This is a genomic window from Candidatus Saccharimonadales bacterium, assembly GCA_035457485.1.
Classification (GTDB): domain Bacteria; phylum Patescibacteriota; class Saccharimonadia; order Saccharimonadales; family EFPC-124; genus DATIBO01.
Genome location: DATIBO010000006.1, coordinates 335,997 through 350,301, shown reverse-complemented (window position 1 = coordinate 350,301; position 14,305 = coordinate 335,997). Strand labels below are relative to the sequence as shown.

At 45.9% G+C, this 14,305-nt stretch carries 18 protein-coding genes; 14 read left to right on the top strand and 4 right to left on the bottom strand.

Going from position 1 to position 14,305, the window contains the following annotated elements; all coding sequences use genetic code 11:
* Nucleotides 1-16 precede the first annotated feature (16 nt).
* From VLA77_02015 to VLA77_01965, 11 genes are all read left to right on the top strand, one after another.
* Complete coding sequence (locus VLA77_02015) at nucleotides 17-1,141, top strand: PAS domain-containing sensor histidine kinase (protein ID HSE29339.1); 1,125 nt, start codon at nucleotides 17-19, stop codon at nucleotides 1,139-1,141.
* Complete coding sequence (locus VLA77_02010) at nucleotides 1,125-1,508, top strand: response regulator (GenBank protein HSE29338.1); 384 nt, start codon at nucleotides 1,125-1,127, stop codon at nucleotides 1,506-1,508. The genes VLA77_02015 and VLA77_02010 overlap by 17 nt, the downstream gene beginning before the upstream one ends.
* Entirely contained in the window at nucleotides 1,495-3,162 is a 1,668-nt protein-coding gene (locus tag VLA77_02005) for a GspE/PulE family protein (GenBank protein ID HSE29337.1), read from the top strand. The genes VLA77_02010 and VLA77_02005 overlap by 14 nt, the downstream gene beginning before the upstream one ends.
* Complete coding sequence (locus tag VLA77_02000; protein HSE29336.1) at nucleotides 3,159-4,220, top strand: type II secretion system F family protein; 1,062 nt, start codon at nucleotides 3,159-3,161, stop codon at nucleotides 4,218-4,220. The genes VLA77_02005 and VLA77_02000 overlap by 4 nt, the downstream gene beginning before the upstream one ends.
* Nucleotides 4,217-4,636 carry a prepilin-type N-terminal cleavage/methylation domain-containing protein gene (locus tag VLA77_01995; GenBank protein HSE29335.1) on the top strand — a complete coding sequence of 140 codons (420 nt, stop codon included), beginning with the start codon at nucleotides 4,217-4,219 and terminating at the stop codon, nucleotides 4,634-4,636. The genes VLA77_02000 and VLA77_01995 overlap by 4 nt, the downstream gene beginning before the upstream one ends.
* Nucleotides 4,636-6,051: a hypothetical protein gene (locus VLA77_01990; protein HSE29334.1), complete on the top strand. Its 1,416-nt coding sequence runs from the start codon at nucleotides 4,636-4,638 to the stop codon at nucleotides 6,049-6,051. The genes VLA77_01995 and VLA77_01990 overlap by 1 nt, the downstream gene beginning before the upstream one ends.
* Entirely contained in the window at nucleotides 6,048-6,545 is a 498-nt protein-coding gene (locus VLA77_01985) for a hypothetical protein (protein HSE29333.1), read from the top strand. The genes VLA77_01990 and VLA77_01985 overlap by 4 nt, the downstream gene beginning before the upstream one ends.
* Entirely contained in the window at nucleotides 6,545-6,916 is a 372-nt protein-coding gene (locus VLA77_01980; protein ID HSE29332.1) for a hypothetical protein, read from the top strand. The genes VLA77_01985 and VLA77_01980 overlap by 1 nt, the downstream gene beginning before the upstream one ends.
* Before the next feature lie 46 nt (nucleotides 6,917-6,962).
* Nucleotides 6,963-7,385 (top strand): type II secretion system protein, encoded by a 423-nt coding sequence (locus VLA77_01975; GenBank protein ID HSE29331.1) that lies wholly within the window; start codon nucleotides 6,963-6,965, stop codon nucleotides 7,383-7,385.
* Between the two features lie 78 nt (nucleotides 7,386-7,463).
* A complete protein-coding gene (locus VLA77_01970; protein HSE29330.1) occupies nucleotides 7,464-7,925 on the top strand; it encodes a pyridoxamine 5'-phosphate oxidase family protein in 462 nt (153 codons plus the stop codon).
* On the top strand, nucleotides 7,915-8,688 hold the full coding sequence (locus tag VLA77_01965; protein ID HSE29329.1) for an SDR family NAD(P)-dependent oxidoreductase: 774 nt from the start codon (nucleotides 7,915-7,917) through the stop codon (nucleotides 8,686-8,688). The genes VLA77_01970 and VLA77_01965 overlap by 11 nt, the downstream gene beginning before the upstream one ends.
* 211 nt (nucleotides 8,689-8,899) lie before the next feature.
* On the opposite strand, the gene VLA77_01960 is transcribed toward VLA77_01965, so the two are convergent.
* Nucleotides 8,900-10,075: an MFS transporter gene (locus tag VLA77_01960; GenBank protein ID HSE29328.1), complete on the bottom strand. Its 1,176-nt coding sequence runs from the start codon at nucleotides 10,073-10,075 to the stop codon at nucleotides 8,900-8,902.
* A gap of 24 nt (nucleotides 10,076-10,099) precedes the next feature.
* On the opposite strand from VLA77_01960, the gene VLA77_01955 reads away from it, so the two are divergent.
* Nucleotides 10,100-10,657: a CGNR zinc finger domain-containing protein gene (locus VLA77_01955; GenBank protein ID HSE29327.1), complete on the top strand. Its 558-nt coding sequence runs from the start codon at nucleotides 10,100-10,102 to the stop codon at nucleotides 10,655-10,657.
* A gap of 61 nt (nucleotides 10,658-10,718) precedes the next feature.
* On the opposite strand, the gene VLA77_01950 is transcribed toward VLA77_01955, so the two are convergent.
* Complete coding sequence (locus VLA77_01950; protein HSE29326.1) at nucleotides 10,719-12,062, bottom strand: MFS transporter; 1,344 nt, start codon at nucleotides 12,060-12,062, stop codon at nucleotides 10,719-10,721.
* A gap of 144 nt (nucleotides 12,063-12,206) precedes the next feature.
* On the opposite strand from VLA77_01950, the gene VLA77_01945 reads away from it, so the two are divergent.
* Entirely contained in the window at nucleotides 12,207-12,647 is a 441-nt protein-coding gene (locus VLA77_01945; GenBank protein HSE29325.1) for a helix-turn-helix domain-containing protein, read from the top strand.
* Between the two features lie 38 nt (nucleotides 12,648-12,685).
* Entirely contained in the window at nucleotides 12,686-12,997 is a 312-nt protein-coding gene (locus tag VLA77_01940) for a YdeI/OmpD-associated family protein (protein HSE29324.1), read from the top strand.
* 83 nt (nucleotides 12,998-13,080) lie between these two features.
* On the opposite strand, the gene VLA77_01935 is transcribed toward VLA77_01940, so the two are convergent.
* Nucleotides 13,081-13,632, bottom strand: coding sequence for a hypothetical protein (locus VLA77_01935; protein ID HSE29323.1), 552 nt, complete (start codon nucleotides 13,630-13,632; stop codon nucleotides 13,081-13,083).
* Between the two features lie 125 nt (nucleotides 13,633-13,757).
* Nucleotides 13,758-14,294: a hypothetical protein gene (locus tag VLA77_01930; GenBank protein ID HSE29322.1), complete on the bottom strand. Its 537-nt coding sequence runs from the start codon at nucleotides 14,292-14,294 to the stop codon at nucleotides 13,758-13,760.
* Nucleotides 14,295-14,305 lie beyond the last annotated feature (11 nt).

Sequence of the window (14,305 nt, the reverse complement as noted above, 5' to 3'; positions counted from 1 at the left end):
ACTAACTTATTAAGTTATTGGAACGAAAAATATTAACCCGCAAATATTTAAACTAGCAACCGATAACTCATCAGATCATATTACTATGACTGATGTTGACGGTACGGTTTTTTACGCCAATAAAGCCGTCGAGGAACTAACTGGATTCCCACTTAACGAAGTTGTCGGTAAAAAAGTTGGCTCAAAAGAACTTTGGGGCGGTCTTATGCCAAAGTCGTTTTATAAAAAGCTATGGCAGACTATAAAATTGCAAAAAAAGCCTTTTATAGGTGAGTTCAAAAACAAGCGTAAAGATGGCAGCATTTTTTACAGCCGAGCGATGATTTTTCCGGTATTAGATGACCACAAGGAGGTTGAATTTTTCGTCGAGGTGCACTCCGACATGACAAAGCAAAAAGAGCTTGACGATGCTAAGACCCAATTTATTTCGCTCGCTGGGCACCAACTTCAAACTCCACTAACAGTTATTCGTTGGTACGTCGAGAGTCTTTCACATGACCCAACGCTGAACGACGAGCAGAAAAGCTACTTACTCGAGGCCGAGGTTGCCACACTCAAGGCAATTGAGACAACCGATGAGCTACTCTATGCCTCGCGAATCGAACTCAACACTTTTGCGATCGATCCCGTACCTGGAGATGTGGTCAAAATCATGCACAGCGCCGTAGAGTATTTCAAGAATGAAGCAAACAAAAAAGGAGTTTACATACGTGAGTCACATGATGAAATACCCGTAATTAAAGTTGATCCTAATATCCTTGGAACTGTGTATCGCACATTGGTTTCTAATGCAATTACCTACACCCCGCCTGGTGGATCAGTTAATATATCACACTCGCTCGACCAAGCAAAAAACGTTATTTGCACCGTCGAAGACACAGGATTTGGAATCTCACCACGATATCGAGAACAGATGTTTACTAAATTCTTTAGATCAGAAGAAGCTAGGCTCGCCGACCCGCGTGGCGTTGGTTTAGGTTTGTTTGATGCAAAACGCCTTATAGAAGAAGCGGGCGGAAAAATTTGGTACACATCACCTTCAGAGTCTGGCTCACCTAAACATCCTGGTACAACATTTTATGTATCTATACCTCTAACTGGAATGCGCAAGAAAGGATTGCAAGATGAAAAAACAGTTTAGCGTTTTAATAATTGAAGATGAAGAGGCTCTCGCCAAAGCTTTAAAACAGCGATTTGAAGCCGACGGTTTTCTAGCGACAGTCGCTCTTGACGGCGTTGAAGCTATTCCTCTGATCGAGTCAAATAGCTTCGATCTCATTATTTTAGACATTTTAATGCCGAATTTAGATGGCTGGGACGTGCTAGAAAGTGTTCGTGATAAAAACAAGCTGGTTCTTGTGCTTTCAAATTTGAGTCAACCAGAAGACATTCGGCGAGCCAAAAGTCTGGGCGCAAAAGATTACTTGGTAAAGTCACACGTTTCACTGACAAAAGTCGTTAGTAAGGCTATCTCGCTTTTGAATGGTAAGGACGATGAAGAACATTGATATCGACACATCTCTTTTGGATTTCTTGAGAAAGTCTGGCATTGTGGAGGCTCAGTCGTTACAAGAGTCATATTCACTTGCGAAGCAAAGCGGCCAAACATTAGCAAAAGTCATCTCCGATCAAGGGCTGGTAGACGACGTAATCTTGGGTCAAATTGTCGCCGACCTTTACAAGCTACCATTCGTGCAGCTTTCACAAATATCCTTACCACTTGATGTGCTACAGATAGTACCTGAGGATTTCGCCCAAAAGCATAAACTAATCGCGTTTGCAAAAAACGGGACCAAACTAAAAGTCGCCACATCCTCCCCCTTGCAAGAACCGGCCACGATCGATTGGATCAAGCAAAAGAGTAATTTACCAATTGAACTCTATTATGCCACCGATAATGACATTGTTGATGCGCTGTTGAATTACTTAGGTAATCTTTTAACCGAGCTAGCAACAAGCATAGCGCAGGCCGAGGTAAGACCCTCCGATGCTAGGCCTAATATTATCGAGCTGGTAGACCTACTAATACTCTACGCCTATCGAAGCAAAGCATCGGACATTCATATTGAACCTAGCGAGAATTCAACCTTAATAAGATTCCGCGTCGATGGAATTTTGCATGACGTAACGACCATCTCGGCTAATTTATTCGACCAGGTCATAACACGCATTAAGGTCATATCTAATTTAAAAATAGACGAGCATTTTAGCCCGCAAGATGGTAGCATACCCTTTCTGGCCGATGAAAAACAAATCGACATTCGAGTGTCTATAGTGCCAACAACTCGTGGCGAAAACATTGTGCTACGGCTTTTGTCTGAAAATATTCACGAGCTCTCAATTCACGAACTCGGTATTTCGGCGGCCAATCTACAAAAAATTAAGTCAGCTTACTCAAAATCGCGAGGAATGCTTTTAGCATCCGGTCCGACCGGCTGCGGCAAAACAACCACAATGTATGCAATTTTGAAGCTCATAAACAAGCCGGAGCTCAACATAATGACAATCGAGGATCCAGTGGAATACCAGATCGAAAGAATCCGCCAAATCCAAGTTAATCCGGCAGCAGGTCTAACTTTTGCAAAAGGATTACGCTCAATAATTCGCCAAGACCCTAATGTTATTCTAGTCGGCGAAGTCCGAGATCAAGAAACAGCCGACATCGCAATAAACGCTGCACTTACCGGTCATCTCGTGATGTCCACTTTCCATACAAACGATGCAGCGACAGTTCCCGCGCGCATGTCAGAAATGGGTGTTGAGGCTTATTTGGTAGCGAGCGCGCTGAATTCAATCGTTGCACAAAGATTAGTCCGTAGTCTATGTCGAAATTGTCGAGTAACACACGAGATTACTGCCGATGAAAAAAAGGAAATTGAAAAGTACTTTGGTTCAAGCATCTCCGAGCTTAGCGCATATAAAGGTAAGGGTTGCTCAGTTTGTTTTAATACAGGATACCGCGGTCGGACAGGAATTTTTGAAGTACTCGAAACTAACAAAGAAATTCGTAAAGCTATTACCGACAAAAAAGACACTCAGGTCATTCGCGATCTCGCCATAAAAAATGGGATGCAACCACTTATAGAAGATGGCCTGAATAAAGTTAGACAGGGTATTACTAGTTTGGACGAAATTTTGGGGATCATAAAGGAAGTAATGTGAACGAACTTTTTGGCACGCGGAATCTGTTAAAAGAAAAAATGTTGGTTACAAGACACTTATCTTTAATGCTAAAAAGTGGAATTTCGCCGGTTGATTCTCTAAAAACTCTGCAAGAGCAAACAAAATCAAAACAGCTTAAAATCGCACTCGGCGGCATAGCCGATAGCATCAACAACGGGCAAACACTGACCAAATCAATAAAAAAGTACCCTAAAATCTTCGATGACTTTTACACAAGCGTTGTTGCCTCGGGTGAAGCAACGGGGTCACTTAACGAGAACTTAGCTTTTTTAGCGCAGCAACTCGAGAACGAATATCGGCTAAAAACACGAATCGGAGGGGCTCTGATTTATCCAGCAATCATACTGGTAACTCTTGTCGTCGTTGGAATTATCGTGAGCGTTATTGTTTTTCCGCGATTGATCGAATTCTCGCAGGCGTTCGAATCGGTTCCAACCTCGACCAAATTTTTACTAAATTTCTTAGGCTTTTTGAGCGACTACGGCATTTCTATAATTATCGGTTTAATTGTCCTGGTTTCTCTATTCGTAATTTTAGCTCGCACTATTCTTTCCCCGTGGTGGCAAAGTACACTACTAAACCTGCCGATCATCCGCGACGTTGTTAGATCATCTCAGTTAGAGCGACTTTCACGAAACCTTGGCACACTTCTTAAGAGTGGCCTACCTGTTGCCACATCCATAGAGACAACAGCACCAACCCTAACTAACAAAGAATATCGTGATAGTCTCGAGAAAATCGCTAAACTCCTAAAATCTGGAACCTCGATCAGTAAAAGTATAGCTAAAATTGACAACCATAATCTTTACCCACCACTAGTAACCAGAATGATTGTGGTAGGCGAAAAGAGTGGTAATCTCGACGAAAACCTCATATATCTATCAAGTTTTTACCGCGAAGAAGTCAACGATTCGATAAGAAACATATCCACAACCATTGAGCCTGTACTTATTCTTATTTTGGGGGTCAGCGTGGGGTTGTTCGCGATCGCGCTACTTAGCCCGATTTACAACCTAACTTATAGTTTATCAATATGAAAGGTGTGAGTTTTTTAGAAGTAATTTTGGTTATCGCGCTTATTGCCATACTGGCGACAGCAACCGCGCCATTTGCGGCAAATTCACTCAGACAACAGCAATTTATATCGACAGTTGGGATATTAAAAAGCTACCTCCTTAAAGCTCAGTCATATGCCATGTCAAATAAGGGTAGCGGGCCATGGGGTGTTTGCCAGACTTCCAGTACCATCAGACTTTATAGCAGCAGTTGCTCTTCGCCTGCTTTTAGTGAGGATTTTTCGATTCCGCAAAGCGTGAATGTTACGGGCCTTAGCGACGTAAGCTTCAATAGCCCACGCGGCGAACCATCGCAAACGTTATCATTAACAGTTAGCGGCGATAATCGTTCGATCAACCTAACCTTAAGCCCGGTAGGCACACTAGAGGATAATTGATGCGGCGCATTTTTGGATTTAGTATTATCGAGGTAATCGTCGCTATAGGAATATTTACAGTGGCTTTTGCGGGTGGTACCACCGCAATATTACACAGCTTATCCGTCAACCGACTCGAGCAAGAGCTGGGAGTAGCTAAAGACTTATCACAGGAGGCGATCGAAGCTACAAGATCAATTCGTGCTCAAAATTGGAACAACCTCACCCCGGGCGACCACGGCCTAACCACCACGAACGGCTTTTGGGAATTTGCAGGAACTAGTCAAGCTATTGGCAAGTTCACGCGCCAGGTAAATCTTACTCCTGGTCAGCGCGGGAGCGGCAACGAAATAGTTGACAGCGGCGGAACAGCAGACCCAGACTTATTTAAAGTAACCTCAACCGTCACCTGGAACTTTTCACCAACACGAACTAATTCGGTTTCGTTCATCACGTACTTAACTAACTTCGCAAAGGCAATCACCAGCGGGTGGGCCACGCCTCAGCAAGTTGGGAGTCTTAATTTAAGTGGTAACAATAATGGCCTAAAGGTTCAGGTTAAGGGCAACTATGCTTTCGTTATAGCCAGTAGTGGAACAAACTTTTATGCAGTGGACATTAGCAACCCCGCAAGCCCAAGCGTTGTCGGCAGCTTAACTTTAAGCAACGCACCGACAAACCTTTATGTAATTGGCTCGACTGCGCTAGTAAGCTCTAGCTCTAACTCTCAGGAGCTCCAGATTGTTGACATTTCCAACCCCGCAAGCCCATCTTTAATTGGTAGTTTTAACGCATCCGGAAACGCTAATGGCCTTAGCGTATATGCAGTTGGCAATATCGCCTACCTTGGTAGAGCGGGCAGCTTCTTGACAATCGATATAACTACGCCTTCTTCGCCTACGTTACTGGGCACTTTAAGCCTAGGAACCAATTCAGTCAACGACATCTTCGTAAAACCAGACCAAACCTACGCTTACGCTGCAACCTCTGGTAATAACGCCGAGTTGCAAATTATAAACGTAACAACTCCGACCACTCCCAGCTTAACCAGCTCGTTTGACGCCTCAGGAAACGTCGATGCGCTATCGGTCACAAGCTTTTCTAATACGGCAATTATTGGCCGGGTAGGCGGCCTAGTTCACTACATCGATGTAACAACGCCAGCCTCACCAGTGCAGATCAGCACTTTTAACGCGCAAGCTAGCGTTAACGACTTAGAACTTTTTAACAGTAACAACTACTTGTTTGCTGCAACCGACGAAAACACTATGGAGCTCCAGGTTATCAACCACACAGCTTTAACCACGCCAGTTCTACTCGGCTCACTCAACACTAGCGCCGATATCAATGGCGTAAGTTATTCCGCAGGCCAAGATCGTCTTTACGCCGTTACTGATGATAATTCTGCAGAATTAATCGTAGCGGGGCCACAATGAAAAAATCAGGTTTTACATTTATCGAAGTAATTCTTTACGTGGGGTTAGTCAGCATTTTGGTTCTGTCGGCGGTTATTTTTGGCTGGGATGCTATCTACACTAGCAGTAAAAGCCAAACTCAACAAAAGCTTAGCAATTCTTTGCGGTTTGCAAGCAGTCGAATTGAGCTCGAAATTAGAGCCGCAAGCGCAATAAATTCAGTTACCCCGACCTCGGTCTCTTTGGCTTCGCTCGACGCAGCCCGCAACCCAACAGTAATAGACTTAAGCTCTGGCCGTGTACGAATCGGATGGGGAAGTTCCGCCCCCTGCCCGGCAACCAACCCATGCAATTTAACACCACAGGATGTTAATGCTACCTTGAGCTTTGAAAACTTAAGCCACGGCAACTCAAACAACATCAAGTTCACAATTGGTGGTGAGTTAACCGGCGATCGCAGTGAATTTAAGGCGAGCCAAACACTAACTTCTGCCAGCGAAGTGAGGGCCGAATAATGCAAAAGGGTTACGTTGCAATAATTAGCGTTATAGTTTTAACTGCGATTTTAACAATAATCACAATAACGTTGACTGCTTCGTCTATAAATAGCCTGCAATCATCACGAACCATGGCGGTTTCTTACAAAACCCTAAGTGCCGTCGAAGGTTGCACCGAAGATGTTTTATTGTATCTGCGCGCAAATAATTCACTTCCGGCAAACATCATAACGCCCACAACAACCTGTACGATCACTCTTAACTCACACACTGGCAATATATGGGACTTTAAAGTTGCAGGGAGTTATCAAGATTACACCAAAAACCTACATGTTATAGCCGAACGGAACACTACGGTCAACATCCTAGACTGGCAGGAGGGGCCATGAAAAAATAGCCCAAGCACATTTTGTTTAAAGTAAAAGGAGATTAAAGATGAAAAGTAAAAAAGGTTTTACAATTCTAGAATTATTAATAGTTATAACGGTTATCGGAATTCTAGCTTCTATAGCTCTAGTCTCGTACGATCCAGCCCGACGTTTTGCTGATTCTCGAAACTCTAGGCGATGGAGTGACGTTAATACAGTTTTGACGGCGATTCATGAATACATCGTTGATAATGACGGAACACTACCAACGGGCCTAACGGCTGGTCAAGCAGTAACCGACATAGGGACATGCGGAACCTGCGACAATTTAGCAACACCACTCGCAAATTACATAAAAGATATCCCACTCGATCCTAGCGGCGGCACCACAGACAATACCGGATACACTGTTGCAGTGGACTCTAACGATATCGTAACCGTCGCCGCACCAGACGCTGAAAACGGTGCAACTATTTCAGTCTCGCGGTAATAACCGTCAAAATTAGCCCGCAGTAACATAATGTAATAAACTAATTTTAGACGCCCATTTGCAACAAAGGAGATTGAAATGCCCACCCAGCAGGAAATTGTAAACTACATAAAGGACCACCCTGTAGCCGTTTTGGGCACTACAGGCAAAAGCAGTAGGCCGTTCGGTGCAGCAATTTATATTTACGCTAAATCAATCGACCAGCTTTACTTTATTACAAAAACCGAGACTCAAAAATTCAAGAATATACAAGAAAACCCTATGGTCTCGGTAACTATCGTTGACTCGTCGGACAATAGTAGCTTGCAGCTCAGCGGTGATGTCTCAGTAGTAAATGATGTCAGAATAATCGATCAGGTTATGAGAGAAATGTCTAAGATTTACGCAAACTCAGCAGACTGGTTGCCGCCTCTTGCAAAAATAAGGGCCGGATCTTACCAAGTGATCAGTATTAAACTCCTTACCGCACGGCTAGCGCATTACAAAGGTCACAACGCTGGTGATAAAAATATTTTTAAGGATCTTAAAAATGAAAACTGAGCTTTTAAACTTAAATGGTAAAAGTGCAGTTGTAACAGGCGCAGGCGTAGGCATTGGCTTTGGAATAGCTTACCGTTTAGCCGAGGCTGGCGCCAATGTAATGATTGCCGATGTCAATCAGGCTAACCTAGATGAAGCCAAAAGCAAGCTCGACCCCAAAGGCTGGAAAATAAGCTACACGCTAGCGGACGTCGCCAAAGAACAGGACATAGATAACATGTGTCAGATGACAATCGCAGCTTTTGGTAAGATCGACATTCTCGTTAATAACGCCGGCATTTACCCCATCAAGCCGATGTCGGAGCTCAACACCGAAGAATTTGACCGAATTATGAGCGTCAACCTAAGAAGCGTCTTTATGACAACAAAAATTGTTAGCAAACATATGATCGCTAAGGGATTAGCTGGCAAAATTATCAACATTACTTCAATCGACGCACTTCATCCATCTATGATCGGCCTAGCCCCTTACGACGCATCAAAACATGGAGTCTGGGGATTCACAAAAAACGTAGCATTAGAGCTCGCGCCGCACAACATTAGTGTTAATGCGATTGCACCTGGCGGCATAATCACACCCGGGACAGGCGCTAAAAACGGTAAAGTAGCACCCGGGATGGAGGCTTTTACGGCAAAAATTCCAATGAAGCGATTTGGCGAGCCAGACGAAATCGGAAAGGTAGCCTTGTTCTTAGCCTCAGATATGTCATCTTATATGACTGGGTCACAAGTTGTAGTAGATGGAGGTGTTTTGTTAGCCTAAACTACACAACTTTTTGATGGTACCTGTAATTTGGCTCCTTTAAAACTGTCGTTGGTGATTTAAATCCGATAGGATTACATCCGTATAAAACGCGCATTACTGAGTTTGTGGCGATTTCTTCGAAGCTTATGGTCGAAATCTTAGCTCTTCCCTCATTGCTCGAAGCATGGATATATGTTTCGAAATTCCTAACGATCCCAATTACGTGGCTCTAATGTCTAGCCTTGCGAACCAAAATGTACGAAAGCGCCGCCAACAATTGAACGCCTGCCGCTAGAACCGCAGACACTACAATCGATTGCTCGGCCAAATATCCGGCAACAAGTGCACCTACCGCGGCGGCAGTAATTTTTAAACTGGCGCCCGTTGTGAATACTTGGCTCCTAAACTGCTCCGGCGCCTCACGATGACGTACAGAAAACACCGCGGCTAGCTGAGGACCGTCGGCCAAGCCCGCAACAAACATGGCCGCCAAAACCACAAAAACATTGCCCGCGAAAGCCAATAGCAAAAGAGCAGTAGCCAAAATTATCGTAGTCGTCAGCGCAACAGAATCTGCACTATACTTCGTCGGCCACTTAGCATAAAGAGATGTCGCGATTAGAGCCCCGACCGAAAGCACAGACATCATAATTCCACCAAAGCCAACACTTCCGGTTTGAGTCAAGCCAATTAACGGACAAATTACCCACAACATACCAATACCCATGTAAGAAATTACCGACAAAAGTGTAACCCTAAACAAAGCTCGATTAGTAACAATGATTTTTAAACCAGACAGAACATCTTGTAAAAATGATGTTCGTTTTTCGAATTCGATCTTGTGTTTAGGCAAAATCCAAGCCATGGGCAATGCGGCAACTAGTAGCGCAATGATCACAGCCACAGCCCAACTCGCGCCAAGCCATCCAGCGATAATACCCGCCAAAGCTGGGCCAGCCAGCCCAACTATATTAAAAGTGGCGGCGTCTATGGCACTAACACGCGTCATGTGCTCTTTAGGATTAAAGGACTTTAGTCGCGAAGACCACCCTCCCGAAATCGCAGGCATAAAAATACCAGCCAACAGAGCAAGCGCGAACGATATTGTAGCCGGAACATGACCAATCGACCAAGCGATTAACCCAATTCCGACCGCATACAAGCCTAGCGAAAGAGCCAACGTCCGCCCTGGTCGCTCACTGCGATCAAGAACCGCACCGAGTAAAGGGCCTCCGATTGCAGCCGAAAACGTGAGCCCAGCAAGCAATGTTGAGCCTAGTGCTGCTGAGCCTAACGAAATTCCAAGCAGTAAGATCGCCTGACCGGTCATCTCGTCGCCAAGTCGAGCCGAAATAGCGCCTAGGAGGTAGTGTTTTAATGTGTAACGTATTTGTTGCTTTTTCATGTTACATAATAGTATACTGAGGCGATGGAAAAAGCAAATCAGTTTTCTTTAGGACCCACCGCGCACGCAGCGAAACGCGCCGCTGATATGGTTTATATTTTGCATGTTCAGCCACATTCAACAGAAAGAGATGTTGAGCAAATACTCAAAGTTTACGGCGAGACCAATCCCAAGATCACTAAAACCGATTTAATTGAATTAAAAGCCGCATCGAAACGACTATACGCCATATTTATTACTCAAAAGACCGACTTTGCAGTCAACTTAATAAATGAATTACTCCGAGATTACGCACACCAACCTAGACTAAGCGCTCATTCTGCAACTCCCTGGCACTTGCACATCGACAGTAACGATCACGCGCCATGGGCAGAATGGTTTGCGGCATCGTCGGCATTCGCGCTTGCCATCTTACTCGCCGAAAAGCAGCGTAATGTCTGCGGAATTTGTATTTGCGGCAAACCGTTTATCGACCTAGGGAAAGGTGGTGGCCGAAAATACTGTTCCAGCCGATGCTCAACTAGGGAGCGCGTCGCAAACCACCGAAGAAAGCGCCTACCAGAAATGGCGAAGGATCTTTAGTTAGTAAAATCAAAAAGACTTTCCACTGCAGAAAGTCTTTTTGATTTAGTTATTTTTTAGATTACTTTTTTCTGAACACGACTGCAGCGATCACGATCGCCAAAATCGCAGCACTTGCAATTACCGCAAAACCAGCTCGAAATCCTGCCAGTAAAGCATCTTGCATAACAATCGCAGTTGTAACACCGGCGATAATGACGACGGCGCCAAGCTCACGAGTAGTTTCGGCCAAGCCCGATATCAGGCCGACACGCTTAGGCTCGACACCAGTCAGTGCCCCAACCTGAATGGCTGGGATCGCCATACCACCACCAATTCCCATAAGTAAAAGTGTAGGCACGATATCTAGCATAAACATAGGTTCAGCCGGTGCGCGTAAAATCCAAAGCACACCTACAACCATTGCTGACAAGCTTATAAATAAGAGTTGTTTAATAGAAAGCCGGCCAAGCAATTTAGCTCCAGTAAAAATAGATGCCGCAAACGAGGACACCGACATTACTAACCAAGCTACACCAGTTTGCGTTGGCGAAAAGTGGAGCTGTTGCTGCATATAAAGCGAGGTCATATATATGAACGCAAACAGCGCTCCGAACGTGAACAGCCCGATCAGTAACGAAGCAGACGACGTTCGATTTTTAAGCGCGGCAAACGGTACAAGCGGGTCACTCGAGCGAGATTCACTGCGCCAAAAAACTACAAACAATAAGATGGCTACTGCAAATGCACCCAGAGTCAGCGGCGAAGTCCATCCGGCTTCGACGGCATGGTTTAATCCGTAAATAAAGGCCAGAAGTCCACCTGTAACAGACGCGGCACCGAGTACATCGATGCGTTCGTTTTTAGTACGTGTCTCTTTGGGTAAGTTTTTCAAAGCTAAGGCAATCAACAAAGCACCAAGCGGGATGTTGATAAAAAATATCCACTGCCAACCTGGACCATCGGTTAATAAACCGCTTGCTACAACTCCAACAGATCCGGCTGCGCCACCAACAGCACCAAAAACACCCAAGGCTTTAGCGCGTTCTTTACCTTCGGCAAACGTCGAGGCTAGAATACCTAAAGCTGACGGCGCAATTAATGCCGCACCCAGACCTTGCACAGCACGGGCCGCAATCAAGACAAGGGCAGAGTCCGCAAATCCAGCCACCAAAGACGCTGCTGTAAACAAGGTAAGACCGCTCAAAAGTACTTTGCGGCGACCCAGAACATCGCCTAAGCGACCGCCCATTAATAAAAAGCCACCAAAAAATAGACCGTAAGCAACTACAATCCATTGCAGTGCACTTGAAGTTAACGACATCTGTTGGCCTATTGTCGGTAGAGCAACGTTAACAATGGCAAGGTCTACAATTACAATAAATTGCGCTAAACATGCCAAAAACAAAATTACTTTTTTATTCACAACTTACCTTTCGCATTAAAATTTGCGTCGTGAGCGCGGCACGATCTGTATTTTTTGCCATAAAAATTCCTACTTTTTTAGCTTATGTATTGCAGGTTACATTATAAACTTGCAAAATGCAAGTTAATTTGCTAAAATCACGTTATGTTGCAAAGCCTTCGTTCAGACTGTCCGTTAAATTTTGCTTTGGAAACACTTGGCGACAAGTGGAGCTTACTAATTGTCCGTGACATGGTTTTTTCGGGGAAGTTGACCTACAAAGAAATGCTTGAATCCAACGAAAAAATCGCCACAAACATTTTGGCACAACGATTAAAAATGTTAGAGCATGCAGGAATTATTGAAAAACAGTTTGACGCCGAGCGCAAAAGCAAAACCAAACAAACTTACATCTTAACTGAGCGTGGCATCGACTTGATTCCAACGATGGTTGAGATGATGCTTTGGAGTGATACACATAGCGAATTAAAAAATTCACCTGACATAATTACAGATGCTCGCAAAAACAAGGAGCAAGCTATTGCGCACCTACAAAATACCGTGCGCGCCCGAATCGCTGAGGTGAAATCAAGCGCCACCGCGTAGCTTGTCGAACCGGACCAAATTTGCTGTAAAATAAACTTATGGCCATAAAAATCTCCGGCGGAACTGTTCATAAATTGTCGACAGACTTACGCGCGGCGCTGCTAGCCCGCCCGAAGTCACTTCAAGCCTGGGAAAATATCACCCCCCTTGCCCGCAATGAATGGATTTGTTGGGTTACAACGGTCAAACAAGCCGACACACGCAAAAACCACGTTGAGAGAACAATAAATGAGCTCTCTGAAGGCAAGCGTCGCCCCTGTTGCTGGGTGGGATGTATCCACCGGACCGACAAACCGTTAAGCCCATCAATGAAATGGGTACTCGAAAGACAAGCTAAAAAGAAGCATTAGCGAATTATAATATGAGTTCTTTCCTGGGGGAGTCGCACTGAAGCGACTCCCCCGCCATGGGTACGGCCGGGCTAACCCGACACTTACCGCTTGGACTTGCAGAGGTTAGCGATCCGCTCCTGCGACTCGCCCTGCGGATTGGCGGTGATCACCTCGAGCTGCTTCTTGTAGGTCGCAGCATCCAGGTCCATCACCCTCCACTCAGCAGGCAGGTCCTTGGCCAGGATCTCGCCGTCGACCGGATCCAGTGTGGGCAAGTGTTGAGTCTTCGGCTCCGGCTGAAGTCGAACGATCTTGAAACCCCAGTTCTTGGGCTCCAACTTCGTCTCGGTTGTGGCCGTCGCCTTTCTCACCATCATGAACACCGGCTGGCAAAAGCGGTTGTTGTGACCGACCTCCACCAGATAAGCGAACGAGCCGTCCGCCTGCTCCTCGTGGGCGATCTCGCGACCGTTGGCGTCGAGACCGGAACCGTACCAACCCTTGCCAGACATCAGACTGTCGAGCAGAGCCAGATGTTCCTGCCGGCTGTTCTCAGCCTGAATCTCGGCCGTGGTCTCGTTGACCTCGTCGCGGATAGCACAGCCGCTCAGCGCCAGGCTAAGCACGGCTAGTCCGATGAGGATTTTCCTCATCCAGCACCTCCTTCTATTTGGTGCTGAAATATTTTCTAATAAATGATGTTCTTTGTCAAAATAAGTTCTTCCTAACTCCGGCCCCGCACACTTGCGCAGGACCGGAGTCTGTGGGAAACGCCCGCTCAGAAGAGCAGGCTGAGCGCGGACAGGATCAGGCCGAGCGCGCTCAGCACGCAGATCAGCCCGAACTCGCGGCGCTCCAGTAGCAGCAGGTAGTTCCAGTGATGCTCGCCTTCGACCGCCTCGAGGTATATGTACTCCAGAAGAGCATCATCGCCATTGGCGGCCGCTTGGACTCGCTTGAGCGATGTCCGGCGGGTGTTCTCGTTGCGACTTGCACGCTTCCAGTTCTTGGACTTGGGCGCGAACATCACGTACGAGATCACCACAGCGAGGATCATGAAGACGAGCGAGGTGGCGACCAGCGCCATTGACGCCAGACTGACGTCGGCATTGATTAGGGCGATGATGCCCGCCGCAACCACAGCGATGTTCGCCATGACGGCCGCGTTCTTCTGCGCGTTGTCGAGCCCCGAGGCCTTACGCTGCGCGTACACCGACTTCTGCTCTTCGATCAACGTCACCTTGGTGACCCGATCGGCAATCGCGTTGAAGTTCTCGATGTACTCCGACTTTTCGACGGAACTCAACGGTGGCATAGACCCCGTCA

Coding starts and splice junctions, on each gene's coding strand:
- VLA77_02010 (HSE29338.1), top strand. CDS start 1,125: ATGAAAAAACAGTTTAGCGTTTTAATAATTGAAGATGAAGAGGCTCTC.
- VLA77_02005 (HSE29337.1), top strand. CDS start 1,495: ATGAAGAACATTGATATCGACACATCTCTTTTGGATTTCTTGAGAAAG.
- VLA77_01995 (HSE29335.1), top strand. CDS start 4,217: ATGAAAGGTGTGAGTTTTTTAGAAGTAATTTTGGTTATCGCGCTTATT.
- VLA77_01990 (HSE29334.1), top strand. CDS start 4,636: ATGCGGCGCATTTTTGGATTTAGTATTATCGAGGTAATCGTCGCTATA.
- VLA77_01985 (HSE29333.1), top strand. CDS start 6,048: ATGAAAAAATCAGGTTTTACATTTATCGAAGTAATTCTTTACGTGGGG.
- VLA77_01980 (HSE29332.1), top strand. CDS start 6,545: ATGCAAAAGGGTTACGTTGCAATAATTAGCGTTATAGTTTTAACTGCG.
- VLA77_01975 (HSE29331.1), top strand. CDS start 6,963: ATGAAAAGTAAAAAAGGTTTTACAATTCTAGAATTATTAATAGTTATA.
- VLA77_01970 (HSE29330.1), top strand. CDS start 7,464: ATGCCCACCCAGCAGGAAATTGTAAACTACATAAAGGACCACCCTGTA.
- VLA77_01965 (HSE29329.1), top strand. CDS start 7,915: ATGAAAACTGAGCTTTTAAACTTAAATGGTAAAAGTGCAGTTGTAACA.
- VLA77_01960 (HSE29328.1), bottom strand. CDS start 10,075: ATGAAAAAGCAACAAATACGTTACACATTAAAACACTACCTCCTAGGC.
- VLA77_01955 (HSE29327.1), top strand. CDS start 10,100: ATGGAAAAAGCAAATCAGTTTTCTTTAGGACCCACCGCGCACGCAGCG.
- VLA77_01945 (HSE29325.1), top strand. CDS start 12,207: ATGTTGCAAAGCCTTCGTTCAGACTGTCCGTTAAATTTTGCTTTGGAA.
- VLA77_01940 (HSE29324.1), top strand. CDS start 12,686: ATGGCCATAAAAATCTCCGGCGGAACTGTTCATAAATTGTCGACAGAC.
- VLA77_01935 (HSE29323.1), bottom strand. CDS start 13,632: ATGAGGAAAATCCTCATCGGACTAGCCGTGCTTAGCCTGGCGCTGAGC.
- VLA77_01930 (HSE29322.1), bottom strand. CDS start 14,294: ATGCCACCGTTGAGTTCCGTCGAAAAGTCGGAGTACATCGAGAACTTC.